The organism is Bradyrhizobium sp. WYCCWR 12699 (assembly GCF_032144035.1).
Lineage (GTDB): Bacteria > Pseudomonadota > Alphaproteobacteria > Rhizobiales > Xanthobacteraceae > Bradyrhizobium.
Genome location: NZ_JAVTJN010000036.1, coordinates 916,214 through 942,910 on the forward strand (window position 1 = coordinate 916,214; position 26,697 = coordinate 942,910).

General features: G+C 64.3%; 25 protein-coding genes and 1 pseudogene. 16 read left to right on the forward strand and 10 right to left on the reverse strand.

Annotated elements, in window-relative coordinates:
• Positions 1 to 377: 377 nt before the first annotated feature.
• The gene (locus RPS27_RS29330) at positions 378 to 932 is read left to right on the forward strand and encodes a PAS domain-containing protein (protein WP_313754798.1); all 555 of its coding nucleotides are present in this window, start codon (positions 378 to 380) and stop codon (positions 930 to 932) included.
• A gap of 109 nt (positions 933 to 1,041) precedes the next feature.
• Positions 1,042 to 2,175, forward strand: a complete 1,134-nt coding sequence (locus tag RPS27_RS29335; protein ID WP_313754799.1) for a DJ-1/PfpI family protein — start codon at positions 1,042 to 1,044, stop codon at positions 2,173 to 2,175.
• A gap of 53 nt (positions 2,176 to 2,228) precedes the next feature.
• On the opposite strand, the gene RPS27_RS29340 is transcribed toward RPS27_RS29335, so the two are convergent.
• Entirely contained in the window at positions 2,229 to 2,615 is a 387-nt protein-coding gene (locus RPS27_RS29340) for a hypothetical protein (RefSeq protein WP_313754800.1), read from the reverse strand.
• Between the two features lie 146 nt (positions 2,616 to 2,761).
• On the opposite strand from RPS27_RS29340, the gene RPS27_RS29345 reads away from it, so the two are divergent.
• Together RPS27_RS29345 and RPS27_RS29350 are read left to right on the forward strand one after the other, a co-directional pair.
• Positions 2,762 to 3,268, forward strand: a complete 507-nt coding sequence (locus tag RPS27_RS29345) for a GNAT family N-acetyltransferase (RefSeq protein ID WP_313754801.1) — start codon at positions 2,762 to 2,764, stop codon at positions 3,266 to 3,268.
• A 126-nt stretch (positions 3,269 to 3,394) separates the two neighbouring features.
• Entirely contained in the window at positions 3,395 to 3,706 is a 312-nt protein-coding gene (locus RPS27_RS29350) for a hypothetical protein (RefSeq protein ID WP_194402987.1), read from the forward strand.
• A gap of 75 nt (positions 3,707 to 3,781) precedes the next feature.
• On the opposite strand, the gene RPS27_RS29355 is transcribed toward RPS27_RS29350, so the two are convergent.
• On the reverse strand, positions 3,782 to 5,728 hold the full coding sequence (locus RPS27_RS29355) for a DEAD/DEAH box helicase (protein ID WP_313754909.1): 1,947 nt from the start codon (positions 5,726 to 5,728) through the stop codon (positions 3,782 to 3,784).
• A gap of 266 nt (positions 5,729 to 5,994) precedes the next feature.
• Here RPS27_RS29355 and RPS27_RS29360 point away from each other — a divergent pair, with 266 nt between their 5' ends.
• Together RPS27_RS29360 and RPS27_RS29365 are read left to right on the forward strand one after the other, a co-directional pair.
• Complete coding sequence (locus RPS27_RS29360; RefSeq protein WP_313754802.1) at positions 5,995 to 6,735, forward strand: metallophosphoesterase family protein; 741 nt, start codon at positions 5,995 to 5,997, stop codon at positions 6,733 to 6,735.
• 117 nt (positions 6,736 to 6,852) lie between these two features.
• Complete coding sequence (locus RPS27_RS29365; protein WP_259213273.1) at positions 6,853 to 7,206, forward strand: cupin domain-containing protein; 354 nt, start codon at positions 6,853 to 6,855, stop codon at positions 7,204 to 7,206.
• Positions 7,207 to 7,230: 24 nt separating this feature from the next.
• Here the strand turns inward: RPS27_RS29365 and RPS27_RS29370 are convergent, their stop codons facing one another.
• The 4 genes from RPS27_RS29370 to RPS27_RS29385 form a co-directional block, all read right to left on the reverse strand.
• Positions 7,231 to 7,656 (reverse strand): GFA family protein, encoded by a 426-nt coding sequence (locus RPS27_RS29370; protein WP_313754803.1) that lies wholly within the window; start codon positions 7,654 to 7,656, stop codon positions 7,231 to 7,233.
• 105 nt (positions 7,657 to 7,761) lie between these two features.
• On the reverse strand, positions 7,762 to 8,274 hold the full coding sequence (locus RPS27_RS29375) for a hypothetical protein (RefSeq protein ID WP_313754804.1): 513 nt from the start codon (positions 8,272 to 8,274) through the stop codon (positions 7,762 to 7,764).
• Between the two features lie 103 nt (positions 8,275 to 8,377).
• Complete coding sequence (locus RPS27_RS29380; RefSeq protein ID WP_313754805.1) at positions 8,378 to 8,800, reverse strand: VOC family protein; 423 nt, start codon at positions 8,798 to 8,800, stop codon at positions 8,378 to 8,380.
• A 144-nt stretch (positions 8,801 to 8,944) separates the two neighbouring features.
• A complete protein-coding gene (locus tag RPS27_RS29385) occupies positions 8,945 to 10,096 on the reverse strand; it encodes a zinc-binding dehydrogenase (RefSeq protein ID WP_212068186.1) in 1,152 nt (383 codons plus the stop codon).
• A 207-nt stretch (positions 10,097 to 10,303) separates the two neighbouring features.
• On the opposite strand from RPS27_RS29385, the gene RPS27_RS29390 reads away from it, so the two are divergent.
• The 4 genes from RPS27_RS29390 (at position 10,304) to RPS27_RS29405 (ending at position 14,404) form a co-directional block, all read left to right on the forward strand.
• Complete coding sequence (locus RPS27_RS29390; RefSeq protein WP_313754806.1) at positions 10,304 to 11,551, forward strand: MFS transporter; 1,248 nt, start codon at positions 10,304 to 10,306, stop codon at positions 11,549 to 11,551.
• Positions 11,552 to 11,604: 53 nt separating this feature from the next.
• Positions 11,605 to 12,768, forward strand: coding sequence for a CynX/NimT family MFS transporter (locus tag RPS27_RS29395; RefSeq protein WP_285806898.1), 1,164 nt, complete (start codon positions 11,605 to 11,607; stop codon positions 12,766 to 12,768).
• Positions 12,769 to 12,837: 69 nt separating this feature from the next.
• Positions 12,838 to 13,449 carry a PilZ domain-containing protein gene (locus RPS27_RS29400; RefSeq protein WP_194402994.1) on the forward strand — a complete coding sequence of 204 codons (612 nt, stop codon included), beginning with the start codon at positions 12,838 to 12,840 and terminating at the stop codon, positions 13,447 to 13,449.
• A 331-nt stretch (positions 13,450 to 13,780) separates the two neighbouring features.
• On the forward strand, positions 13,781 to 14,404 hold the full coding sequence (locus tag RPS27_RS29405) for a transglutaminase-like cysteine peptidase (RefSeq protein WP_313754807.1): 624 nt from the start codon (positions 13,781 to 13,783) through the stop codon (positions 14,402 to 14,404).
• 121 nt (positions 14,405 to 14,525) lie between these two features.
• On the opposite strand, the gene RPS27_RS29410 is transcribed toward RPS27_RS29405, so the two are convergent.
• Positions 14,526 to 16,286, reverse strand: coding sequence for a CYTH and CHAD domain-containing protein (locus RPS27_RS29410; protein WP_313754910.1), 1,761 nt, complete (start codon positions 16,284 to 16,286; stop codon positions 14,526 to 14,528).
• Positions 16,287 to 16,713: 427 nt separating this feature from the next.
• A complete protein-coding gene (locus RPS27_RS29415) occupies positions 16,714 to 17,421 on the reverse strand; it encodes a GntR family transcriptional regulator (RefSeq protein ID WP_211419067.1) in 708 nt (235 codons plus the stop codon).
• Positions 17,422 to 17,688: 267 nt separating this feature from the next.
• Here RPS27_RS29415 and RPS27_RS29420 point away from each other — a divergent pair, with 267 nt between their 5' ends.
• From RPS27_RS29420 to RPS27_RS29440, 5 genes are read left to right on the forward strand one after another with little or no spacing between them, the layout of a single operon-like run.
• Positions 17,689 to 18,675, forward strand: a complete 987-nt coding sequence (locus RPS27_RS29420; protein ID WP_313754808.1) for an ABC transporter ATP-binding protein — start codon at positions 17,689 to 17,691, stop codon at positions 18,673 to 18,675.
• Between the two features lie 43 nt (positions 18,676 to 18,718).
• Positions 18,719 to 20,008 carry a PotD/PotF family extracellular solute-binding protein gene (locus RPS27_RS29425; RefSeq protein ID WP_212068191.1) on the forward strand — a complete coding sequence of 430 codons (1,290 nt, stop codon included), beginning with the start codon at positions 18,719 to 18,721 and terminating at the stop codon, positions 20,006 to 20,008.
• A 5-nt stretch (positions 20,009 to 20,013) separates the two neighbouring features.
• Complete coding sequence (locus tag RPS27_RS29430) at positions 20,014 to 20,967, forward strand: ABC transporter permease (RefSeq protein ID WP_313754809.1); 954 nt, start codon at positions 20,014 to 20,016, stop codon at positions 20,965 to 20,967.
• Positions 20,968 to 20,970: 3 nt separating this feature from the next.
• Positions 20,971 to 21,849: an ABC transporter permease gene (locus tag RPS27_RS29435; RefSeq protein ID WP_313754810.1), complete on the forward strand. Its 879-nt coding sequence runs from the start codon at positions 20,971 to 20,973 to the stop codon at positions 21,847 to 21,849.
• A gap of 20 nt (positions 21,850 to 21,869) precedes the next feature.
• Positions 21,870 to 22,607, forward strand: coding sequence for an aspartate/glutamate racemase family protein (locus tag RPS27_RS29440; protein WP_313754911.1), 738 nt, complete (start codon positions 21,870 to 21,872; stop codon positions 22,605 to 22,607).
• Here the strand turns inward: RPS27_RS29440 and RPS27_RS29445 are convergent.
• A pseudogene (locus RPS27_RS29445) lies at positions 22,604 to 23,209 on the reverse strand (IS5 family transposase); the annotation flags it as partial. The gene RPS27_RS29440 and the pseudogene RPS27_RS29445 overlap by 4 nt on opposite strands.
• A gap of 194 nt (positions 23,210 to 23,403) precedes the next feature.
• Between RPS27_RS29445 and RPS27_RS29450 the strand changes: the two are divergent.
• Positions 23,404 to 24,948 (forward strand): winged helix-turn-helix domain-containing protein, encoded by a 1,545-nt coding sequence (locus tag RPS27_RS29450; RefSeq protein WP_313754811.1) that lies wholly within the window; start codon positions 23,404 to 23,406, stop codon positions 24,946 to 24,948.
• Positions 24,949 to 25,174: 226 nt separating this feature from the next.
• On the opposite strand, the gene RPS27_RS29455 is transcribed toward RPS27_RS29450, so the two are convergent.
• A complete protein-coding gene (locus tag RPS27_RS29455) occupies positions 25,175 to 26,446 on the reverse strand; it encodes a DUF892 family protein (RefSeq protein WP_285806904.1) in 1,272 nt (423 codons plus the stop codon).
• Positions 26,447 to 26,697 lie beyond the last annotated feature (251 nt).

The window sequence follows — 26,697 nt, forward strand, 5'->3', positions numbered from 1 at the left end:
GCACAAAAGGAAAAGGCAGGGCCCTGGGAAGCCCTGCCTATCCGTGTCGGCCTTCCGGTGCCCCAGGGAATGAAGGTGAATCCCCACCCCTCCCCGGCCCGTGGCCAAACTGTTTGACGCCCTGTGTACAGACCCCGCCGAGAACCTGGAGAAAGCGGCGGAGATAACTGCGATCACCATAGCAGCGCGGCGCGAGGGGCAAAGCGCATAGTTAACTTAACGTTAACGACGCAAAGACCGGCTTAACGGAGCCGAAAACGCCGCCGCGGCATGGACGCTGCAAATCCCCTCCTGCACAACAAACAAGGGATCGTGGCTGCACTGAAGCGGGACAGGTTTGTCCCCTGGAGGTTGCGGCCCGGGGTAAGCGTTCAGACATGAAACATCCGTCGAGCCGCGCGTTCTTCGCGTATTGGGACGAAAAGCGTGGCGCCGCACGGGCCCCCGACCGGGCCGACATCGATCCGGCCGCGGTCCGCGGCCTGCTCGGCGACATTTTCGTACTCTCCTGCGAGCCGAAGCTCGGCTTCCCGTTCCGCGTCGCCGGCACACGCGTCTGCGCACTGGCGGGGCGTGACCTCAAGGACCAGAGCTTCGCGGCCCTGTTCGACGAGGAAAGCCGCAGCGAGATCGAGGAGATCACGACCATCGTCGCCGACGAGGCGCTAGGCGCGATCGCCGGCGTCACGGCCGTGCGCGAGGACGGCAGCAAAGCCTATATCGAGCTGTTGCTGCTGCCCTTCAACGCCCGCCCGCACACGCCGGTGAGCGTGACGGGTGTGCTCGCGCCGTTCGACGACGAATGCGGCGCGCTGTCCGCCTTCACCCTCACCTCCTGGCGCTATCTGCACCAGCCGGAGAAGCTGCTGCCGCGCGCGATCCGGAAATTGCAGATCGCACGTGGGCTGATGGTGTACGAGGGACTGCGATAGCCTTTCGTCCCGCGTGCGGATGGCCGTTTTTGCCGGATCTGCGTCATTCCTGATGTCGCTCGGAGCGACTAGCTTCCGCCTCGCGTGAAGCAACAAGGGTGACGAGAGCATGACATGGCGCATTCTGGCGTTGAGCGGCGTCGGCTGCGTGGCGCTGCTTGCAGCGTTCGGCGGGATCTGGCTGTTGATGCTGCCTGGGGCGCCGGCTCAGGGAACCGCGTCCGCGATCTCCCAGGACGAGACCGTGGCAACGCTTGCGGCGTTGCAGCCGCCAAAGCGTAAACGCCCGCTGATCGCCGTCGTCGGCATCAACGACATGAGCGAGACCACCGACTATCTGATGCCCTACGGCATTCTGGCGCGCGCCGACGTCGCCGAGGTGCAGACATTGGCGACCCGGCCCGGACCCGTCACGCTCTATCCCGCGCTGAAAGTGCAGCCGCATGCGACCATCGCCGAGTTCGACGCTGCGCATCCCGACGGCGCCGATTACGTCATCGTGCCCGCGATGAGCCGCGAGGACGATGCCGTCGTCTTGCAATGGATCAGGAGCCAGGCCGGCAAGGGCGCGATCATCATTGGCGTCTGCGTCGGTGCCAAGGTCGTCGCCAACAGCGGGCTGCTCGACGGCCGGCAGGCCACTACGCACTGGTATTCCGTGCGCGATCTGCAGAAGCATTCCGCGATCCGCTATGTCGCGGATCGCAGGCTGGTGGTCGACCGCGGCGTTGCGACGACGACCGGCATCACCGCATCCATGCCGATGGCGCTGACCCTGGTCGAGGCCATCGCCGGCCGCGCCAAGGCGGAGGCGGTCGCCCGCGAGATCGGTCTTGCGCATTGGGATGCGCGCCACCGCAGCCAGGCGTTCCAGTTCACCCGCCCCTTCGCGCTGACGGCGATCGCCAACACGCTGGCATTCTGGAATCGCGAGCAGCTCGGAATCGCACTGACATCAGGCATCGACGAAGTCTCGCTCGCGCTCGTGGCCGATGCGTGGTCGCGCACCTATCGCTCGCGGGCCCTCACCTTCGCAGGCACGGCGAAGCCGCAGACGAGCCGCGGCGGTCTGCGCATCCTGCCCGACGAGGTCGCGGCCGATTGGCCGGCACAGCTGACGCCGCCGGCTACCGCCGACCTGCCGCCGGCGCAAGCATTGGACCAGACGTTGCGCGCCATCGATGCACGCTACGGGCCGCGCACGGCGGACTTCGTCGCGATGCAGCTGGAATATCCGCGATGACGACACGGCAGCGCACCGGCTGTCGCCGATGCACTGTGTCTGCGTAAAGGCCGTTACGGCATCGCCAGATGCCAGGCGCCGTTCAGAAAACCGTCGCCGGTGACATCGCCAGGCTTCTGGTCCTTGGCGAAGGTGTAGAGCGGCTTGCCCTTGTAGGCCCACTGCTTCGAGCCGTCGTCGCGGGTGATGACGGTGTAGCCGTCGCCGGCAGCGTCGCTCGCCTCGGCCTTCAGCACCGGCCAGTTCGTCGCGCATGGACCGTTGCAGGCGGACTTGCCGTCCATGTCCTTGTCGAAGGTGTAGAGCGTCATGCCCTTGGCATCGGTGAGCACGTTGCCCTTGTCGGTCTTGCCGGTCTTGGTCGGCGGCGCGGCGAAGGCTGTGGGAACGATCGCGAGCGACATTGCGAGCGCGAGCGCGAGGCGGATCGAAGACGTCATGTGTTCTCCTGTCATGCAATTGGCTTGCATGGGTAGGACGCCGCGCGTGGCCTGATATTCCTGCGATGGCGGCCGGGATATTTTTCGCTGCGCGCATCAAGGCAGCGGAATAAACTGAACCAACCGAGACGGAACGACGGAAAGACATGAGCAAGCCGCATTGGCGCCCCGCCCACGCATCCGACCTGCCCGCGATCAGCGCCATCGCGGCGCGGGTTCATCCTGGTCTTCCTGAAAGGCCAGAAGTGTTCGACGAGAAGACGCGGCTCTATCCCGATGGCTGCCGCGTGCTCATTGCCGACGACGAAATCGCCGGCTACGGCCTCGCGCATCCCTGGAAGCTGCATCAGATCCCGCCGCTCGACGGCTTGCTCGAACGCCTGCCCGAAGACGCGGACTGTCTCTATGTCCACGACGTCGCCGTGATGCCCGAGTTTCGCGGCGGCGTTCTGCGCGCCTATATCGCCGATATCGAGCAACTCGCGCGCGCATCACGCATCGCAACGCTCGCATTGGTCTCGGTCTACGCAACGCAGCCGATGTGGCAGCGTCTCGGCTTTCGGCCCGTCGCCGTGGACGCCGCACTGCGCGCAAAGCTCGCATCCTATGGCGAAGACGCGACGTATATGCTGCGCGACCTTGCCACGGCGTAGGGTCCCTGCCCGGCCGGCCAGCTCACGCGGGCGTGAACCGGTGCCCTCGAACCGGATCAGATCAGGCTCCGTCGAAGGTGTGTGCGAGCCGTTCCGGTCTCGCCAAACCGAGGCTGGAGAACATCCATGAAGCTCACCCTGTCGAAAGTTGCTTTGATTGCATGCGTTGCGACGAGCGCGTTCGCAACGACCAGCGCCAATGCGGCGCCCCACCGAACCGACGGCTGCCAGTTCGGCTTCTTCGAAAGCTGTGGCATCGTCACGGAGTCGACGACCCCGGGCCGCGCACGCCGCCCCGTCGCTCGTCTCGCCAACGATACCTCGCCGACCTACATGAAGCAGACCGATCCCCGCTACAGCTCGTCCATGCGTGATGCCGGCGGCGGCGGAGGTGGTGGTGGCGGAGGTGGTGGTGGCGGCGGTGGCGGCGGCCGCTGAACTCACACCTGACCTTTCAGATGATGCCGCCGGTGCAATCCGGCGGCATCATTGCCGTTCGTTCTGAGCGGTGGCTCAGCCGCGGTGCTTTTTCTTCTTCGCCTTCTTTCCAGGCGCGCCCTGCGCGGGCCACGGTGTGACCGACGGCTCTGCGCGACCCGGCTTGTTCTTGTGCTTCTTTTTCTGAGCGAAAGACGGAGCATCGTCGAATTTCGGCCCGCGCTCGCCGTGAGGCTTGCTGCGTGGCTTGAATTCACCCTTGTCGCGCGGACGATCGTCGCGACGTTCACGATGATCGCTGTCGCGGCCCTCGCGCCGAGGCGCGTGGGATCGCTCTTCCGCAGCCTCTTGTCGCTGTGGCGCCTCCGTCATCGGCTCGATGCGGATGCTGTCTTCCTTGTCCGGACGCTTGATCTTGGCGGCAAAGGATTCGGCGGCCCGCGCGGAGATCTCGAACTCGGTGGTGGTGTCCATGATCTTGATGGCGCCGATGTCGCGCTTGTCGATGCCGCCGCGGCGGCAGATCATCGGAAGCAGCCAGCGCGCTTCGGCATTCTTGCGCCGTCCGATCGCGGCGCGGAACCAGACGCTGCCCTCCGCCATGGCGTGTTTCGAGGACGTCTTTCCGGACTTCGATCGCGGCTTGGCGGCGCGATCGTCGCCGCCGTCAAACCTGTCGCGGCCGCGATCGTCGCGCGGCCGGCCGCTGCGCTCGCCGGGATCGATGATGTCCTCGGGCGACGGCAGCCGCGCGCGATAAAGCCGCGCCAGTGCGGCGGCGATGTCCTCGGCCGACCGCTCGGCCAGCAAGGCCTGCGCCAGAGCCTGGTCGTCGGGGGTCGTCTCCTCGGTGAACAGAACGTCCTTCATGCGCTCGTGGTCGAGCTTGCGGATCTCGTCCGCCTGCGGCGCCGTGCCCCAGGCCGCGTCCACCCCTGCGAGATTGAGCAGCAGCTCGGCGCGCCGCCGTCGCGCCGGCGGCACCAGCAGGACGCTCGTTCCCTTGCGGCCCGCGCGACCGGTGCGGCCCGAGCGATGCTGCATCACCTCGGCATCGTTGGGGAGGTCGGCGTGGATGACGAGGTCGAGGCTCGGCAGATCGATGCCGCGGGCGGCGACGTCGGTCGCAACGCAAACGCGGGCGCGGCCATCGCGCAGGGACTGCAGCGCCAGGGTTCGCTCGTTCTGCGTCAATTCGCCCGAGAGAGCGACGACGGAAAAGCCGCGCTCCAGCAGCGCTGCCTGCAAATGCCTGACGTGATCGCGCGTGCTGCAGAACACCAGCGCGCTCGGCGCCTCGAAGAAGCGCAGCACGTTGACGACGGCATGCTCGGCATCGGCGGGCGCGATCCGGATGGCGCGGTACTCGATGTCGGCGTGACCGCCTTCATCGCCGGCGACCTCGATCCGGAATGCCTGCTGCTGATATTGCTTGGCCAGCGCGACGATGCCGCGCGGGAACGTCGCCGAGAACAGCAAGGTGCGACGCGTCTCCGGCGTGGTCTCCAGGATGAATTCCATGTCCTCGCGAAAGCCGAGATTGAGCATCTCGTCAGCCTCGTCGAGGACGACCGCCTTCAATTCGGAGATATCGAGACGGCCGCGGCGCAAATGGTCGCAGAGCCGGCCGGGCGTGCCGACGACGATATGGGCGCCGGCCGCAAGCTCGCGCTGCTCGCGGCGTGGATCCATGCCGCCGACGCAGGAAACGACGCGCCCGCCCGTATGCCCATAGAGCCAGGCGAGTTCGCGCTGAACCTGCATGGCAAGCTCGCGGGTCGGCGCCACGATCAGGGCCAGCGGTGCGGCCGCGGCGGCAAACTGCTCGGCATCGCCGAGCAGATCGCTGGCCATGGCGAGGCCATAAGCGAGGGTCTTGCCGGAGCCGGTCTGGGCCGAAACCAGGAGGTCGCGATTGGCGGCTTCCTCCGCCAGCACGGCGAGCTGAACGGGGGTCGGAGAATCATAGTTCCGCTCGGCCAAAGCGCGGGCGAGCGGCGGGGTCAGGGCCGGAAAAGACACTGGATGGAGAACCTTGGTTAATTCAGGCGCGGCGACAACGAGCCGAGAGGCCTGAGGCTGGCGTGCGCGGCAATCGGCCCGGCCGCACGCTGGCGATTTGATCTGGCCGCTCTTTACGCCAAGCGCGCGGAAATCACCATGCCTATGTTGCATGGCTTCGCAAGGAGAACCGCGCCTGAGGGTCGCAGCGGACACCCTATCCGACGATGCTAAACATATCCGGTGACTGAGTTGGGTTCGGGCGAAATAGCGGGTGGAGCGCAACGATGCGATTGGCAGTCATTTCCGATATCCACGGCAACCTTGTTGCGTTGGAGGCCGTGCTCGCGGACATCAAGGCGCGCGGCGCCGATCGCACGGTGAACCTTGGCGATTGCGTTACCAGCCCGCTGTGGCCGAAGGAGACTTTCGAGGCCCTGCAACAGCTGTCCTTACCGACGGTGCGTGGAAACCATGACCGTTGGATCGAGGAATTTCCGGACGACAAGCTCTCGCCGGCAGGTCTCTTCGCGCGCAATGCATTGACCGCGGAGCAGCGTCGGATGCTCCACAGCCTGCCCTCCCAACTGCGGCTGGACGACGGAATTCTGGCCTGCCACGGCACGCCGGACAACGACACGACCTGCTTGCTGGAGGAATCGCTCGACGACGGCCGCTACGTGCCGGCACGCCGCGAGGTGCTGGCCACGCGTCTCGCGAGCGAGCCGACGGCCCGCGCAGTGCTGTGTGGCCATAGCCATCGCCAGGCGGTCGTACAGGGTCCCGGCGAGTGCCTCGTTCTCAATCCGGGGAGCGTCGGCTGTCCGGTCTTCGGCGACATTCCGTTTGCCGCAAACCTGGAATATCGCTCACCTCACGCCCGCTACGCGATACTCACAAGGAAGAAACGGGGCTGGCAGGTCGAACTGCTGGCACTCGAATATGATTGGGAAGCCGCATCGGCACGTGCACTCGCAAATAACCGCCCGGACTGGGCGCAGGCGATGTTGACCGGGTATGTCAAATAGCCGGCTGGGGCGAGATCTCGGAGACCACATCGGCCGGAAAGATCGCCGCCGAACGACGCTCTTGTCGCCCCTGCGACGCGATCTCAAATCGTGCATCAAGAGACATCAAGAGGAAACATGACCGACAGCATATCACTTGCCGACAAGCTCGCGACTTTTCAGGAGCACTGGTCGCCCCGCACGATCACGACCTTCAACGATTGCGACGTGATGGTGGTGAAGGTCAAGGGCGAGTTCACCTGGCACAAGCACGACGACACCGATGATTTCTTTCTGGTCCTGAAAGGCAAGCTCGATATCGAGTTGCGGGACCGCACGGTGACGCTCGGCCCGGGCGAGCTCTATGTCGTGCCCAAAGGTGTCGAGCATCGGCCGGTGGCGCGCGAGGAGGTTCACCTCATGCTGATCGAGCCGACCGGCACGCCGAACACGGGCGACAAAGCGACAGCCGCGGCGCGCAAGCTCGCCTAGGGGATTTATTGCGGGCTAACAGCTTTAGTCGGCCGGGATGAAGCGAAGCGTGCCTGCCTGACGCGTCGGCATGCCGGTATCATTGGTGTGATTGACGCCGTCCATGACCGGCACCTCGGCGAAGTCGAACGGGCTCACGCCGTCAAGGCAGGCGACATTGACGGCATAGAGGGTCTGGTCGGATCGGCGCTGGTGGTGGGTGTAAATTCCGCAGCGGGAGCAGAAGAAGTGCTGCGCCGATCCGGTGTGAAAGCGGTACGTCGTCAGCGCCTCCTCTCCCCGTAGAAACCTGATCCCGCCCATAGCCGCCATGGCCACGACGGCACCTCGCATTCGGCAATAGGAGCAGGTGCAGCGGCGGATCGACTTGAAGCCGTCGCTGAGTGTCACCTCGAAGCGCACCGCGCCACAATGGCACTGGCCGGCTCGAACGTTCGCGTCACTGCTCATGGTCCCCGTGTTCCCTGATCCAGATCATGTCCACGCCCGGATCCGGGCGCATGGGACTGTCTTAACGAGGATCAAGCGCGATGTAAGAAGAATTCGCGCAACCCTTCAATCCCGGGAGGCCGCCAGCCTGCTGAAACCGTTGACCAGCCTTGCTCTTGCCTGCGCAACACTGTCCCTCACCGCGCGGGTCACGGCGCGGACGGCGCGCCAGGCTTCCGTTGCCTGCAGCCACGCCTTCGCCGCGGCGTATTTTCCGTAGGCCCAGGCAAAGGCGGGAATTCGCATCAGCTTGTCGCGCGTGAGATGAAACAGGCGCTCGACCAGCACCAGCTTGAGCAATTCGCCGACAATGAACGTCACCGCACCGCCCAGGACCTGACCGGTTGCGGTGAGGTACGCAGCAACTGGCTTGACCGGCTCGAGCATAATGACGGGCACGGAGAACAGAGCCAGCGACGGATAAGGCCGCAGGGACCTGATCCAGGCGCGCAAACGCCTGAACTGGACGTGCCGCCCGATCCAGCGCGCGATCGGCCGCGCCACGGCCATGAAGACCGCGTCCGCCAGGAAGTAGATCGCAGCCAGGACGTAAGTGACCGGTTTCAGGATTCGCTTCACGGTATCTCTCCCGCGAAGTGAAAGCCGGAACCTGGGCGTAAGTTTCACCTCGATGCTGATAGTCCCGGGAAATCAGATGGAACTTTTGGCCATTCGGCCGCGCTCAGATTTCCGCATAGACCTCCAGCAGATTGCCGTCGGGGTCGCGGAAGAACAGCGTGCGGTGCCCGAAGGACTGGTTCGTCGGCGGCGACACCAACGCCACACCCTGCCGCACGAGTTCATCGGCGCATTGGTCAACCTCCATGGCCGACACCTTGAACGCCAGTTGCAGCGCGGCGCTGCCCGGCGGCACCGGCGCATCGGCGGCGGTCCGGCTCGGTCGCGCGAGCGCCAGCGTGTTGCTGCCGAGGCCGTACTCGATCCAGTTCGGCGACAACTCACGCAGCAGCGGGAAGGCGAGCACGTCCTCATAGAACCGCCGCATCGCCGCCATGTCGCGCACGAAGATGACGGTGTAGTCGATCGCGCGGATGGCGTTGAAGGGGGAGCGGTTGCGTTGGGCTGGTGTTTGTTCGTTTGTCATCGTGGCCTTTATTCCAAACTCCGGTTCGTAGCCCGCGTGGAGCAAAGCGGAATGCGGGAGCGGCGGTCCCGGATTGCGCTGCGCTCCATCCGGCTACGAAGCCCGAGACAACGCCGCGAGATCGTGCGGGACGGACGGCATCTTCTAGTCCACCAGCTCAGGCCACGGCACGATGGTCGACTTCACCGTCTTCATCGCCATCGCATCCCTCACCGCCTGCGCGACGCCCTCTTCCGTGAACGGATAGATCGTCTGCATCTTCAGCCACGGATATTTGCTCGCCGTGCGGTAGAGCATGTCGACGCCGAGCGGCAGATCATTGCCGGTAAAACCCCAGGAGCCCAGCACGTTGAGGTCCTTGGTGCAGATGCGGTGCCAGGAGGTGTCGATCGAGCCGGCGTCGGTGAACTGGCCCATCTCGACATAGGTGCCGCCGTCGCGCAGCATCTCGATGCCTTCAGGGCCGGCCGTGGGGTGGCCTGAGCAGTCCATTACGAGGTCAGCACCAAAGCCGCCAACGATCTCGCGGACGCGATCGATGCGCTCCTGCGGCGACTTCAGCTCCTCGATGTTCACAGTCGCCTCCGCGCCGAACTCGCGGGCGAGCTTGAGCCGCGGCTCCTCCGGCGCGCCGACGCAAATGACGCGCCCTGCCCCCATCTCCCTGGCCGCGGCGACCGCCAGAATGCCGATCGGACCCGAGCCCTGGATCACCACCGTATCACCCCAAGTGAAGCCGCCGGCGCGGCTGGCACGGTTGAAGGCGCGGATGCAGGAGGTCAGCGGCTCGGACAGCGCCCCGAGGCGCAGCGACATGTCGTCGGGCAGCTTGTAGATCTTGGTGCCCGGCAGCATCTCGAGATCGACATAGACATATTCGGCCCAGCCACCCCACATGTGCGGCGCCTTGTCGAAGCCGAGATAGCGGCCGTAATAGACCGGCGTCAGGCACTTGTTGGCGGTCTGGGGATAGTGGATGCAGTAATAGCAATGGCCGCACGGCATCAGCGGCGGGATCATCACCTTCGAGCCGACGGTCAGCGGCTTGCTCATGAAGTCCTCGGTAAACTCGTCGCCGCATTCGACGATGACGCCGCCGAGCTCGTGACCGAGCGTGAACGGCCAGGGCAGCGGCTTCGGCCAGTGGCCTTTGAGGATATGCAAATCGGTGCCGCAGACACCGCAGGCGCCGACCTTGATCAGCGCCGCCTTGCGGCCGACCTTGGGCCACGGCACAGTCTTGATCACGGGTTCCGAGCCGGGACCGGCGTGGGTGCAGACGCGGATCTGTTGCATGGCAGTTTCCTCATTGCCCGTCTGTTCTGATTGGTTGGTGCGGGCGTAAGGCGAAGCGTATGTGAGATGCGCAGCTGTGCCAAGCCGAAGTCTCGTAGCCCGCATGGAGCGTGCGGCAGCGGTGCATGGCGACTATCCAATCCAAGTGTCTTGAGCGTTCAGCACTGAACGTGTAAGGCCGCAAGCATCCCTTCCAGGCAGCGCCCCTTGAACCCCTTGCCCCAAAATCCCATCGCCGTGTCCGGCTCGTTCGCGGCGATGAAGTCGGTGCCGTATCGGCTCCAGTTCATCGCCTACGTGCTGGCGATGATGGCCGACAATATCGAGCATGTGATCAGCTATTGGGTGGTGTTCCAGAAATTCCATTCGCCGACGCTGGGGGGATTTGCTGTGCTGTCGCACTGGCTGCCGTTCCTCTTGTTCTCGGTCGCGGTCGGCGGGCTCGCAGACCGCATCGATCCACGGCGCATCATCCAGTGCGGCATGCTGCTGTTCATCACGGCCTCCGCCGGCTGGGGCTTCTTCTTCATCACCGACACGATCCAGATGTGGCACGCGATGCTGCTGCTGGTGATCCATGGCTGCGCCGGCGTGCTGTGGCAGACGCCGAACCAGCTCCTGCTCTACGACCTCCTGGGACCTGCGGACCTGCCGAGCGCGGTGCGGCTGAACGCGATGGCGCGCTATCTCGGCATCCTGGTCGGGCCCGCCGTCGGCGGCGTGATCATGCTGGCGCTCGGCACCTCGCACGGCATCATCTTCAACACGCTGTTCTATTTGCCGATGCTGCTCTGGCTGTTCTGGGCACCCGTGCGCGACAAGAGCGTCGCGGCGCGGCGCTTTGCCGTGCGCGGCCTTGCCGACATCGTGCTGACCATCCGCGCCATCGGCACCCAGCCGGTGCTGACGGCGATGACGTGGCTTGCCGGCCTCACCTCCTTCATGATCGGCAATGCCTACCACGCGCAGATGCCGGGCTATGCCGGCGATCTCGGCCATGGCGATCCCGGCGTCTCCTACAGCGTGCTGCTCGCGGCCGACGCGGCCGGCGCGCTGCTTGCCGGCATCGCGCTGGAATCCTGGGGACGCCTCAAGGGCACGCCGCGCACCGCGATCACGCTCGCGATGCTCTGGAGCGTGGCGCTGCTCGGCTTCGCGTCGGTGCCGGTCTATCCGATCGCGATCGCGCTCTTGTTCTGTGCCGGCTTCTTCGAGCTGTCGTTCAACACCATGGCGCAGGCCCTGGTGCAGTTGAACGCGCCGCACGACATCCGCGGCCGCGTCGTCGGTCTTTATAATATGGCCGGCCTCGGCATGCGGGCCTTCAGCGGCATCACGGTCGGGCTCGCAGGCGCGGCGATCGGAATCCACTGGTCGCTCGGACTATCGGCTGCGGTGCTGCTGGCGCTGCTGTGCCTGCTCTATCAGCGAGCATCGAAGAAGGCGGCCGGTTGACTCTCACCGCGCTCGACCGCACCTTCGACCGAGGGCATAGGGGAGATCAGGCGTTGCGCAATCGCTGGGGCATTCTTGCGATCCTGTTCGTCGTACGTCTCACCATCGCATTCCAGTTCCAGAGCGTGGCCGCGGTCGCGCCGCTGCTGCAACAGAGCTTTGGCGTCGGGCTTGCCGATATCGGCATCCTGATCGGGCTCTACTTCACACCCGGCGTGGTGCTGGCGCTGCCGGGCGGCGCCATCGGCCGAAAACTCGGCGACAAGCCGACCACGATCGTGGCGCTGCTGCTGATGACGGCGGGCAGCCTCGCCATGGCGACGACCGATGTGTGGGGCTGGCAGATGGCGGGCCGGCTCGCCTCCGGCGCCGGCGGCGTGCTGCTAACGGTGCAGCTCACCAAGATGGGCACCGACTGGTTCGCCGGCAAAGAGATCGCGACCGCAATGGCGATCTTCGTCAACTCCTGGCCGGCCGGCGTTGCGATCTCGTTGCTTGCACTGCCGCCGATCGGCACGGCGTATGGCGCGGGCGCGGTGTTCCTGTCGACGGGCGCGCTGACCGCGATCGGCATTGTGCTGATCCTGATCTATCAGCCGCCGCCGGGCGCAACCGCGAGCGCCGCCGGCTCAGGCCGGCTCGATCCCCTGGCGCTGCTGGCGGTGATCGTCGCAGGCGCGATCTGGGGTCTCTATAATGTCGGCTTCGCCATGATCTTCTCGTTCGGCCCCTCCCTGCTGGTCGAGCGCGGCTGGAGCATCGCCGCGGCGGGCTCGGCGATCAGCGTCGTGATGTGGCTGTCGGTGATCTCGGTCCCATCAGGCGGCTATCTAGCCGATCGCGGCAAGCCGCTTGTCCTGACGATCGCTGCCAGCCTCGCCGTGGCCGGGTTGCTGGCCTGGCTGACCCGGTCCGACGCCGTGATCACGATCCTCGTCCTGATTGGCCTGGTCGGGGGCTTCCCGGCCGGTCCGATCATGAGTCTGGCCTCCCGCGTGCTCGCCCCAGAGACCAGGGCGATCGGAATGGGCGTGTTCTATACTCTCTTCTATGCCGCGATGATGCTGGGACCGGCCATTGCGGGCCGGCTGGCCAAGTCGGCCGGGACCGCAGCCGCCGCGCTCGACCTCGGCGCGCTGACGGTGCTGGCCTGCCCGCTGCTGATGTGGCTTTTCGAACGCATTGTGTCTGTCCGTTGCCGCCGCACCCAATCCTAACGCGGCATTAACCCTATGCACCTTAGGGTCGTCCCGGACTCCGCCCGGGCGGGGGGTCGGGTGTTGAAAATGGCGTTGGCGAACAAAAAATTTCTTCCGGCCGCCGAGGAGCGTCGGCGCTTCCAGCGGGTGAAAGTGCACCTGCTCGGCCGCTACATGCTGCCCGACCGCCGGGAATTCCCCTGCCAGGTGATCAACATGTCGCCCGGCGGGCTGGCGCTGCTCGCTCCCGGCATCGGCAATGTCGGCGACCGCGTGGTCGCCTATCTCGACCATATCGGCCGCGTCGAGGGCAAGATCACCCGCATCATCGACAACGGCTTCGCCATGACGATCGGTGCGACGCCCCGCAAGCGCGACAAGCTCGCGGCCCAGCTGACCTGGCTCGCCAACCGCGACATCCTCAACCTGCCGGAGGACCGCCGTCACGACCGTATCGTGCCGCGCAACCCGATCGCGGTGCTGACGCTCGAGGACGGCACCAAGATGACCTGCCGCATCATCGACCTTTCGCTGTCGGGCGCCGCCATCGCCGCGGAGAACCGCCCGCCGCTGAAATCGACGGTCCTGCTCGGCCGGGTCCAGGGCCGCGTGGTCCGAAACCTCGAAGACGGCTTCGCGCTGGAGTTCTTGCACGCGCAGCCGATCGAGACACTCGAAGAGAGCGTTACCGCGCGGTAAAGCGCGAGAGCGCTAAAACCCCCGTATTTCCAGCCCTGAAGGCGGCCTCCGCGATGCGGACGCCGCCTTTTTCTTGGCGCGCGACGGCTCCAGCGCGGGTTAACGCGCGGCGCGTTTGCATGTGGAAATGGCGGTTCCGCCAGCGTTTCCGCGTTAATCGATAAAATTTGAATCAATTGCAGTTGTTTCAAATTTTATGAGAATTCGATTCAAGTATAGATCGAATTCGCCGCAGGTTTTACTTGTATTCGTCTCGACTTGACTTGGTCGACTTAGCGGCAACTCAAAAGCTCCGTGCGAAATGTGGTCCCAACAAGAAACGGGGGCCGCAATGTTTGACTTCAGGGGACAGGGGAAGAAGCTGGCGCTCGCCGCCATGCTCTTCGGGATCAGCACGGCAGCGCAGGCCGGCGAAGGCCGTCTGCTCTACGCGAGCCTCGGTGACACCACACGTGCACCGATCGGCTGGGTCGAATTCTGTGCAGACAATGCCGCCCAGTGCCAGGGCGCAGCGACGCAGCCGCGCGACATCGTGATGTCGCAGGGTGCATGGCGCGACCTCGTCAAGGTCAATCGCTGGGTCAACGAGACCGTCAAGCCTTTGACCGACCAGGAGCACTGGGGCGTGATCGAGAAATGGTCGCTGCCGACCGACGGTTACGGCGACTGTGAAGACTACGTGCTGTTGAAGCGCAAGATGCTGATCGATGCCGGATGGCCGCGCGAGGCCCTGCTCATCACCGTCGTGCGTGACAAGAAGGGCGAAGGACACGCGGTGCTGACGGTGAAGACCGACAAGGGCGAGTTCGTTCTCGACAATCAGAACGAGAACGTCGTGGCCTGGACGGAGACCGGCTACCGCTTCGTCAAGCGCCAGTCGCAGAGCGATCCCAACGTCTGGGTCTCGCTCGGCGATACCAAGCCGGCGGTCTCCACCGCCAGCGCCAGAGACTGACAGGAACGAGACAACAGGTTACGCGACCCGGTCACATCCCCACCCCTCCCCGTCCCAGACCGGTTCGCGCGCGGCCAGGCTTCCCCCAAAGCCTGGCCGCAACTTTTTTGGGGACTTGCGATCAGTCCTGCGACGACCACGGCACGCGCGCGGCGGTGAAATCGCGCCAGGTGCCTTGCAGGGACGGCTGCACACCGAGCGATGCACGCGCCTGCCAGCCGGCGATTGCCGCAGCCGCAATGGCACCGTCCGGCTCGGCGCCGAGCCCATCGAGCAGCGATGCCGTGACCGCCATGTCGTTGAACGCGCCGAGCTCCTCCTGCAGATCGGCAAGCCTGTGGGCGAATTTCTTCGCGGACTTGCGATCGGCGAACAGCGGCAGCAGGAATTCGCCGAGATAGCGCAGCCGCTTGGTCGCGAGCCTGACCCTGTGCAAGTCCTCGACCGTGCGCGACTTGAAGCGGCGGCCGCGCTTGAGCACTTTCGCATATTGCTCCGATAGAACGCGCTGCGCGAAGCCGACGGCGGGCTCGGCGAGCTGGCCGAGATCCTCGGCGGCCACATCGTTGCGCCATCCCCGCGTCTCGATCCAGTGACCGAGGCCGATCAGGAACACGGCGCAGCGGCGATCGTCGAGCGCGTGCTGCGCGTTGCGATAGGCATCGGACCGGCGCTTGGCCGCGGCCCGACCCAGCGCATCAAAGCCGGCGACCGAAGGACAGGCCTTTGCGATCATGGGCAAGGTCCCGAGCCGGAAGACATCCCAGTCGCGCGCGGCGGACAGCTCCTGCGCCAGCCATCTTGCTTCCGACCCCAGTGCGTCGAGATTGCTGAGCGTGCCGACCGATTGCATCAGGTCGAGCGCCGATCGCAGCCGGCGCAGCGAGACGCGGAGCTGATGCACGCCCTCCGGGTTGCGGCCGTCCTCGGCCGCCGGCGGCGACTGCAGCAGATGGACGAAACACGAGCGCAGTATCGTCGCGAAGGCTTCGTCGAGCGTCACCGACGGATCGAGGCGAAGTTTTCGCGGCCGTCGGGCCGCCGGCGGCCGGTCGGCGGCAAGATCGAAGCCGCGCGCCGATTTGCTGCGGATCGACGGCTTCACCTTCCCCTGCTCCGCAAGCAGCAAGGCGAGCTCGTAGATCGTGCTCGCGCTGCCGCTCTTGAGTTCGAGCTCGATCTCGCTCACCGGCAGCGAGCGGTCGCGGGCCGTCAGCTCGCCCCGGTCGAATGCAACTTCGACGGTGCCCGTCGGCAGGTCGATCATGCGCGCATGGCGATGGACGTCGGCGGTGAAGACGGCTTCGAGCGGATGCGCTTCGAGAGAGCTGCGCAGCTTCTGCGGAATGAACGGCATCGCCAGCGCGAGATCGGGCACGAACGAGGCCACGTTCGCCTCCCACTCGCCACGGCGCAGCGGGTCATCCGCAACCTCGGTCTTCACGGTTTGCACGAAGCGCGCACCGCTCTGTCGCACGCGCAGGCTGAGGCCATTGCGCCGAAGCAGACACTCCGACGTGTCGTAGTAGACCGACTTGAGATGTCTTCGCGAGCCCTTGTTGCGCGCATTGGCCGCGATAACGGGCGCGGCGTTGAAATCCGCCATGCGATCAGCATCGACGAGAAGCTTGAGCTCGATCTCGCCGGCGGCAGGCGCGGCAATGTTCGACTGAGCGGGACCCTGGGTGGGCGTCGTGCTTTGCGACGGCGTCTGATCGATCACAGCGACCTCGACGACCGCAGGTTCCGCGCCGGGTCCGGCCGGTTCAATTTGCCTGAGGAAGCCGGCGATGACTTGCGTTCTCTTGTTGTCCTTTGGGACACGATTCCCGTCCGCCGCGCTCGCAGGTTTGCGCGCCGACGTGGCATCTGATTTCAGCATTTCCGGTGACATGACAGTTCGATGACAGAGCGCCAGCATATAGCCAGTCAGGCCCACGAGGAATAGTCACTTACGTCGCGCGACGACTGTCACAATTCGCCGCAACGTCGTGCACTAAATTGCTGCGGGGATTCGCGAGTCATCGAATTGGTAGCGAATCTCGTCACTCCCGAAACCGAGATGAACGCATCCGCGGGCTCGACCTTATGCTAGCCCAGAAGTTCTTTCTGGTTTTGGAGACGCTTAGAAGTCACGCGTCCGACGAACGGCCCCGGATTGTGACAAGCTCAATTGCGACAAGAAGCCCTGTGCCGCCTTCCGGGATCACGGAGAGTGAGACTGGTCCCTGGAGCAAGACGCCGGTTCCCGGCGATCCGACGTAGCAGCAAAGGCGGTCCGTGCGATCGTATCTCGCCGTCCCGCGCGATCACGCACCCAGCACGTCGGCAAGCCGCAGCTCGTCGGCCGCCGGATCCTTCAGGAAAAGTTCGGCTTCGATCTCGTCCAGATGCGACAGCATCTGCGCGCGCGCGGCTTGCTTGTCGCGGTTGCGGATCGCGGCAACGATGCCGGCGTGATGATCGGTGCCGCAGGCCGGCGTGTCGTGGCGGCGATAGAGCAGAATGATCAGCGAGGAGCGCGCGATCAGCTCCTTGAGGAAGCCGAGATAGATGCTGTGGCCGCTCATCTCGGCGACGAGCCGGTGAAACTCGCCGGAGAGCCGGACCGAGGCGCGGGCATCGCCGCGCAGCTCGGCCTCGCGTTCCTCGGCAAGGTGCTGCTGGAGGCGGTCGAGCCAGGCCTGCGAGACCGCATCGATGGCGTGATCGACGATGGTGGGCTCGATCAGGCGGCGCGCCTCAAACACTTCGCGGGCATCGGCCGGCGTCGGCCGCGCGACGAAGGCGCCGCGGTTCTTCTCGATGTTGACGATGCCCTCATGCGCGAGCTGCTGCAGCGCGGTGCGGACCAGCGTGCGGCTTGCGCCGTAGATCTCGCCGATCTCGTCCTCGCCGAGCTTGGTGCCCGGCAGCAGGCGATGCTCGAGGATCGCGGCGGTCACACCCTCCCGGATGCGGCTGACGCGATCACTCGCATCGGGCGCGTCGGATTTGGGACGGGGCTTGGCGGCCATGGTTCGAGGGTTGAGCTTGAGGGCTGATCGGCGACATTCGCTTTTCGATGTTAGTCGACGACCTGTATCCAATCACAGGCGGAAGTTTATACAATCTTCGCCTGTTTTGTGTGCAGATGGCTGGGCACAGGGCGGGCGGGCCAAAGGCGCAGGATTCGATCTAACGATCTGACTCCGCTGCACAGTTTCGGGATTCGGCCGGCAAAGCGGCGGTTGGCACGGACCTTGCGGAGAGAGGCCGCAAGCACCGCCCTCCCTGGACATGCCATGGCCACTCCCGCCGCCCTCGAACTGGTCGCCGTCACCAAGCGCTACGACACGACGCTGGCGGTCGACACCGTCAATCTGAAGATCCCGGCCGGCACCTATTGCTGTCTGCTCGGCCCGTCCGGCTGCGGCAAGACCTCGACGCTGCGGATGATCGCGGGCCACGAGGCGGTCAGCGAGGGCGACATCATCCTGGGCGCGCAGAACGTCACCGACCTGCCGCCGGCCGAGCGCGGCACCGCGATGATGTTCCAGTCCTACGCGCTGTTTCCACATCTGAGCGTGATCGACAATGTCGCCTTCGCCCTGAAGATGCGCGGCATCGACAAGCCGACGCGCCACAAGCGCGCCGGCGAGCTGCTGGAGCTGGTGGCGATGAGCCAATATGCGGACCGCCTCCCGGCGCAGCTCTCCGGCGGCCAGCAGCAGCGCGTTGCGCTTGCCCGCGCGCTGATCACCGAGCCGCAGATCCTGCTGCTCGACGAGCCACTGTCCGCGCTCGATCCGTTCCTGCGGGTGAAGATGCGCGGTGAATTGAAGCGACTGCAGCGCGAGCTCGGCATCAGCTTCATCCAGGTCACCCACGGCCAGGAAGAGGCGATGGCGCTCGCCGACCACATCGTGGTGATGAACCACGGCCAGATCGAGCAGCAGGGCACGGCGCGCGACATTTTCCACCATCCCCGCACCGAATTCGTGGCGCGCTTCATCGGTGGCCACAACGTGCTCAGCGACGCCGGCAAGCTCATCGCCGTGCGCGCCGATCAGCTCGGCATCGCGCCGTTCACTGACGGCACGATCGGCGCGCCGGCGCTGCTGACCCAGACCGAGTACCAGGGCTCCTACATCGCCGTCTCGCTCACGCTCGACGACGGCACCGCCCTGTTCTCCCACGTTCCCGAAGCCACTTTCGACGTCCACCCGTTCCGTCCGGGCGATCGCGTGTTGGCCACCTGGGATCCCGCCAAGGCGCAACGTCTGCAATAGCGCCGATCGATCACTGGAAATGCGCAACAGAGGAGTGAGCGAAATGACCGAGACGACCAGGACAACCGGCGTCAGCCGCCGCACGCTATTGAAGGGCACCGCGGGTCTCGCCGGCCTTGCCGCCGGCTCCGGCGCCATCACCGGCTTTCCCTATGTGAAGTCGGCCGAGACCAAGGTGCTGCGCTATCTCGGCACTGCCGTGAACGAGGGCGACGACATCTCCAAGCAGTGCCTGAAGGACACCGGCATCAAGATCGAATACATCACCGCGACCACCGACGACGTCACCAAGCGCGTGATGACCCAGCCGAACTCCTTCGACGTGCTGGACACCGAATATTTCTCGCTGAAGAAGATCGTGCCGTCGGGCAACATCCTTGCGCTCGACGCCAGGAAGATCAAGGAATTCGACAACATCACGCCCGTCTTCACCAAGGGCGAGACGCCCGGCGGCAAGAAGATCGGCGGCCAGGGCACCGCGCCCTGGAAGGTGCTGTATCTCGAGGGCAAAGACTCCAAGAAGTTCGCGACGTCGGCGACCGAATTCGTCACGCTGATCCCGACCGTGTACAACGCCGACACGCTCGGCATCCGTCCCGACCTGATCAAGCGGCCGATCAGCTCCTGGTCGGAGCTGCTCAACCCCGAATTCAAGGGCAAGGCCTCGATCCTCAACATCCCCTCGATCGGCATCATGGACGCGGCGATGGTCGTGGAAGCCACCGGCAAGTACAAATATGCCGACAAGGGCAACATGACCAAGGAAGAGATCGATCTCACCATGAAGGTGATGACCGAAGCCAAGAAGGCCGGCCAGTTCCGCGCCTTCTGGAAGGATTTCAATGAGAGCGTCAACCTGATGGCGTCAGGTGAAACTGTCATTCAATCGATGTGGTCGCCGGCCGTGACCAAGGTGCGCTCGATGGGCATTGCCTGCACCTTCCAGCCGCTGAAGGAAGGCTACCGCTCCTGGGCGTCCGGCTTCTGCGTCTCGAAGGGCGTGTCGGGTCCCAAGCTCGAATGGGCCTATGAGTTCGTCAACTGGTTCCTGTCGGGCTATGCCGGAGCCTATCTCAATCGCCAAGGCTACTACTCCGCCGTGCTCTCCACCGCGAAGGCGCATATGGAGCCCTACGAGTGGGCGTACTGGATGGAAGGCAAGCCGGCCGAGAAGGACATCAAGGCGCCCGACGGCTCGCTGCTGGAGAAGGCCGGCGCCGTGCGCGACGGCGGCTCTTATGAGGACCGCATGGGCGGCGTTGCCTGCTGGAACGCCGTGATGGACGAGAACGACTATATGGTCCGCAAGTGGAACGAGTTCATCGCGGCGTAACGGACATGTCGGAAGAAGTCCTGCAACAGGCGTCCCCGGGCTTGATCCCGGGGTCAGGCACAGCGCGCGCCGCGAAACCGACGCGCCTGTCGCCGTCCTTCATCTCCTGGCTTCAGGCCGGGCCGATGATGCTGGTGTTTCTCGCCTTCTTCCTCATTCCGCTGGTGTTCGTCGTCATCGTCTCGTTCTGGGACTACAACGAATACCAGTTGCTGCCGGCCTTCTCGGGCCGCGGCTACACCGACACGTTCGAAGGCTGCATCGCGCAGCTCCCCGATCTCTGCACGATCGGCAAGACCTATCTAAAGACGCTGAAGCTCTGTTTCATGGTCTGGGCGATCACGCTTTTCATCGGCTTCTGGGTCGCCTACTTCCTCGCCTTCCACGTCAAGTCCAAGACGTGGCAGATGGGATTGTCACTGCTCTGCACGATCCCGTTCTGGACCTCCAACGTGATCCGCATGATCGCCTGGATTCCGCTGCTCGGGCGCAACGGCCTCGTCAATTCCGGCCTGGTCAAGACCGGTCTGATCAACCATCCGCTGGAATGGCTGCTGTTCTCCGAATTCTCCGTGGTGCTGGCGCTGGTGCACCTCTTCACCTTCTTCATGGTGGTGCCGATCTTCAACTCGATGATCCGCATCGACAAGTCGCTGATCGAGGCCGCCTATGACGCCGGTGCCACCGGCTTCCAGACGCTGGTCAACGTCATCATCCCGCTCGCCAAGCCTGGCATCGTGATCGGCTCGATCTTCGTCATCACCATCGTGATGGGTGATTTCATCACCATCGGCGTCATGGGGGGCCAGCAGATCGCGGCGGCCGGCAAGATCATCGAGACGCGGGTGAACGCGCTGCAGTTCCCCGCGGCAGCGGCCAATGCCGTGATCCTGCTCGTCATCACCTTCCTGATCATCACCATGATGTCGCGGATCGTCGACATCAAGAAGGAGCTCTAGAGCATGAAGGAAGGACGCCCGCGCTCGTTCTACGTGCTCGCGATCTTCTTCGCGGGCTATGTGCTGTTCCTCTACGGCCCGATGATCGCGATCTACGTGCTGTCGTTCCAGGGACCGCAGGGCGGCCTCACCTTCCCGATGAACGGCGTGTCGACCTTCTGGATCGCAAAATTGTTCCAGGGCACCGGCATCGTCGATCTCGGCGCGGCCTTCCGCCGCTCGCTGCTGCTCGGCATGATCGTGATGATCGTCACCGTCGTGCTGTCGGTCGCCGCCGGCATGGCCTTCCGCCGCAGATTCAAAGCGCAGAGCCTCCTGTTCTATTCGGCGATCGCGAGCCTGATCGTTCCCTCGATCATCACCTCGCTCGGCATCTCCCTCGAATTCCGCATCATCGACGATCTGATCAAGGCGCATTGGAACGAGAACTTCGAGACGTCGATGGGCTTGCTGACCTCGGGGCTCGGCGCGCATCTGACCTGGACGCTGCCGTTCGGCCTGCTCATCATGTTCGCGATCTTCAACCGCTTCGACCCGCGCCTCGAGGAAGCCGCGCGCGATCTCGGCGCGACGCCGTGGCAGACGTTCCGCCATGTCGTGCTGCCGATCATCCTGCCGTCGGTGATCGGCATCGGCCTGTTCGGCTTCACGCTGTCCTGGGACGAGCTCGCCCGCTCCAGTCAGGCGATCGGGGCAGTGAATACATTGCCGCTCGATCTGCAAGGCCTCACCACCACGGTGACCAACCCCGACATCTATGCGCTCGGCACCGTGATCTCGGCGGTGTCGTTCACCGTGATCACGCTTGCGCTCGGCACCATCCACATGCTCAACAAGCGCCAGGCGGCCAAGGGTTCGGACGCCGGCAAAGGGCTTGTTTGACAAGGGACTTGTCTGATCCGATGCGGCTGCACGTCGTCAATCCCAACACCACCGCATCGATGACGGCGAAGATCGCCGCCGCGGCGCGTGCGGTCGCGTTATCCGGCACGGTGATCGATGCGCGCCAGCCGGCGATGGGCCCGGTCTCGATCGAAGGCTTTTACGACGAAGCCTTCGCCGTGCCCGGCATGCTCGGCTGCATCCGCGAGGCCGACCGCGACGGTGCCGAGGCCCATATCATCGCCTGCTTCGACGACACCGGCCTGGATGCCGCCCGCGCCGTTGCCAAGGCGCCGGTGATCGGCATCGGCGAGGCCGGCTTCCACATGGCGAGCCTGATCGCGGCGCGCTTTGCCGTGGTGACGACGCTCAGTGTTTCCATCGTGCCGATCGAGCACAATTTGCGGAAATACGGCCTCGCCGATCGCTGCGCCCGCGTCCGCGCCGCCGAGGTCCCGGTGCTTGCATTGGAGGAGCGCAACACCGATGCGCTCGCAAAGATCTCCGCCGAGATCGCGGCTGCGATCCGCGACGACCGCGCTGAGGCGATCGTGCTCGGCTGCGCCGGCATGGCCGATCTCGCCGCCGAGCTTGCCGCCACCCACGGCCTGCCCGTGATTGACGGCGTCGCCGCCGCAGTGACGCTGGCGGAATCATTGGTGCGGCTGGGGCTGAAGACCTCCCGGCTCGGCCCCTATGCGGCGCCGCGGCCGAAGACCTATTCCGGACCGTTTTCGCCGTTCCAGCCGGAAGGCTAGGATGCGGACTCATTAACGCGAAGCCATAACCTGATTGAGGCGAGTTGAGGTTGTTGGCTGCAAGCCTGTCGTAGCGTGTCGCAACGCGACGACATTGTTTGATCCTGTTGAGGAACCGTTCCACCCTGTTGCGGGCGCGGTAGAGATAGGGGCTAAAGCAGATTGGATCGCTGCGATTGCTCTTCGGCGGGATGTTCGCCCATGCGCCTTTTTTCCATGGCAAGCTCTCTGATCCAGTCGGCGTCATATCCACGGTCGGCAAGCAACATTGACCCGGATTTCGAACGCGATAGCAGTTTTCCGGCAAGTCTAACGTCGTGAGCCTCACCGGGGCTCAGCGTCAGCCGGACTGGCAGACCATTGCTATCGACCAGTGCGTGAATTTTGCTCGCCAGACCGCCACGTGACCTTCCTATCGATTGCCGCTGGTTCTTGGTGATGCAGGCTGCATGCTGATGCACGCGGACAATCGCGGTGTCGATCATCTGGACAGTGGCATCGTGAGCAGCGGCAAGCGCGTCTATGATGCGGGCCCAGCATAACGGCATTGACGAGGTAGCTGCCGCGTTCGACCGGCGTCCTCGGCGAGAGCGCCGGTGGCAAATGCGCCCAAGCGGCCAGCGCCGTGACGAATTGGGTGGCGCCTCGAAAGTACCGGGATTGCAGCAGCAAGCGGCCAGCTCCTTTCCACCAGGCGACCAGACTACAGAAAGGCGATCCGGATCCTGAAATAGACCTGAAATCCTCCTGAAACTTCCCGCTGCCGAGAGCGCACAAATCCGGTAAGCTCCGAAAAATGAAGATAATTTTCAGCTCTTTGACGCTTGATATGCGGCGTTCTTGTCTGTTCGGCCCCGCAGGTCAGATCAGACTGCGGCCGAAGAGCTTTGAAGTGCTGCGTTATCTCGCCGAGCGCGCCGGACAGACGGTGACAAAGGACGAGTTGATCGCAGCCATCTGGCCCAACGTCACAGTCAGCGAGGATTCGCTGACCCGCTGTATCAGCGACATTCGCCTTGCGATCGGCGATCCCGCACAAGAGATCATCAAGACCCTGCCCAAGCGCGGCTATCTGCTTGAGGGACCTGTGTCACGCGAAGATGACCAGTCTGATCCGTCGGGAGGTAACGTCGCGCTGGCCGATAAGCCGTCGATCGCCGTTATGCCCTTTGTCAACCTCAGCACCGATCCCGAGCAGGACTTTTTTGCCGATGGAATGGTCGACGACATCATCACGGCGCTGTCTCATTTCAAGGCGCTGCTCGTCATCGCACGGACCTCGGGCTTCACCTACAAGGGACGCGCGGCGGACGTGAAGCATATCGGCCGCGAGCTCGGCGTACGCTATGTCCTGGAAGGGAGCGTTCGCAAGGCCGCCGACCGCGTACGGATCACGGGACAGCTGATCGATACCGCCTCCGGAGCACATCTGTGGGCGAACCGGATCGATGGCAGCCTCGGCGATATCTTTGATCTGCAGGATCAAGTCGCCGAGAGTGTGGTCAGCGCGATCGTATCGGTTGTCGAAAAGGTGGAGATTGAGCGGGCCAGGCGCCAGCCAAAGCCGAATCTGGATGCTCATGTCCTGTATTTGCGCGGGATGGCCAAGATGTATCAGTTTGCCAGCCAGCGAGCGAACGAAGAAGCCTTGCGCCTATTCTACCGTGCAATCGAGCTCGATCCATACTTTGCACCTGCTTACGGTAGGGCCGCCTCTTGCTACGCCCGTTTCAAAGCCGATAGCTGGGTTGTGATCACGCCGGACGAGATTGCGGAGGTCAAGCGGCTGGCTCGCAAAGCGATTGAATTGGGAAGAGACGATGCGATCGCGCTCTCCGGGAGCGGGTGGGCTTTAGCGTTTGTCGTTCGCGATCTCGGCGCCGCCGCTGACTTGATGGATCGGGCGCTTGTGCTCAATTCTAATTTGGCGGAGGCTTGGCGATTCAGCGGATGGGTGAAAAGCTGGCTAGGAGAGCCCGAAGCAGCGATCGAGCGCTTCGCGCGTGCCATGCGTCTGGACCCGCTCGACCCTCGGATGGGCGGGATGCGAAGCGGCGTCGCGCACGCGCACTTCTTCGCTCGCCATTACGACGAGGCGGCGGGTTGGGCTGCAATGGCGTTGCAAGATAGTCCAGATTTCCAACCCGCGTTACGGATCGCTGCTGCAAGCGATGCAATGGCTGGACGCCTCGAAGCGGCACGTCGTTCGGTAGCTAGGTTGCGGGAGCTAAATCCGACGCTGCTTGTTTCCAATTTGAAAGAGGCGTTGGGACCATATCAGAAGGCCGACGACGTTTCGCGATACGAAGAGGGATTGCGCCAAGCTGGATTGCCGGAATAACGGTCAGCATGGGGAGTAGACTGCAGCGAAGCACTTCCGGTCATGGCCTTTCGCGTCATTTGTTGCGGTTGCACAAAGGCGTCGGTGTCGGCGCGAAGCGGACATCGCAGTCGATTTATGAGTACGCGCCCTAGCCCGCGACCGTTCGCTCCGTCTAAAATGGTTCGGCGGCCCGCTCTCAACGATCGCGGGCCGCCGATGGTCGATTGCGCGAGATCACATCGCCCTACTCGGTCTGCTCCACCGCGGCCGGCATCTTCGCGACCGACATCAGCGATCGCGCGACCTGGTTGAGCAGCTGATCTGCGTTCTCCTCTTCGGCCAGCGACTTCGACAGCAAAGCGACGATGGCGCTGTGGCGCAGCTGTTGGGCGAGGTTGCGCGCGGTGGTGTAGCCGGCGATCTCGTAATGCTCCACTCGCTGCGCCGCGCCGATCAAGGCGAGATCGGCGGCTGCATCCTCCTTCTTTTCGCCCTCGTCGATGATCTCCTGCCCTTCTTCGACGAGGCCCATCATGCCCTTGCAAGGCTTGGCCCGCGGCGTCTTGCCGAGCAGCTCAAAGCATTCGTTGATGCGCTCGATCTGGGTCTCGGTCTCGCCGAGATGCATCTCGAACAGCTCGCGCAATTGATCGAAACGCGCAGCTTCCACCATTTTCGGCAGCGCCTTGGTCAGTTGCTTCTCGGCATGAAGGATATCGCGCAGCTCGTCGAGCAGGAGGTCGCCTAGCCCGGCTTCGTCCACCGCCGGCGAACTCTCGGTCACGATGGCGGTCGCAGGTCCAGGCTCGCCGGCCTGGATCGCGGGAGATTCCGTGAAGACCCAGTCGCCGCCCTCGTTCCAGGGGCCGCGGGTGTCGATCTCGCCGTGATCGCCGGCTCCCGTCGAATCGTTGAAGAACTGGTTGACCAGGCCCGGCGTCGGCGCAATGCGGCCGATGCTGAAGGCGGGCTTGCCCATGCTTTCGAGCGCCAGTGCAAACGCCTTCATATGGGTGATTTCGCGGGTCATCAGGAATTGCAGGGCATCCTTGGTGCCGGCGTCGTCACAGAAATTGATCAGCCGCTCGTAGACGATCTTGGCACGCGCCTCCGCCGCGATGTTGCTGCGCAGATCGACATCCAGCTCCCCGGTGATCTTCAGATAGTCGGCAGTCCAGGCGTTGCCTTGCGAATTGAACAGATTGACGCCGCCGCCTCCGGCGATCGCGATCAGCGGATCGGCTTCCGCCGCCTGACGGTCGAATTTCGACGGCTTCAGATGCATGCGCGCCAATGTGCCGACGACTTCGAGATGGCTCAACTCCTCCGTTCCGATGTCCATCAACAAATCCTTGCGGTCAGGATCTTCGCAGTTGAGGCCCTGAATGGAGTATTGCATGGCAGCGGCCAGCTCGCCGTTGGCGCCGCCGAACTGTTCTAGCAGCATGTTGCCGAAGCGAGGGTCCGGCTCGTCGACGCGAACGGTGAACATCAGTTTCTTGACGTGGTGATACATAGGGGAAAGGCCTCGGGCTTGGGGACAGATCGATTCCCGAACGGATGCATGTCGCGGTTGTTCCTATCGCGATGGCTAGGCCTCATCGCCGCGGCGACGCACGCCGAGCTGCCTTGCCAGCATGGAGGAAGGCAGACCGGATCAAGGATGTTGCGACGGTCGCGCGCGAAGGTGCGCGACTTGTTCGGCTCGGCTTGCAGGAAAGCGAGGCGTCGCTTCCATCGCTGCCCGCTCGACCGCCGATCCGCCGG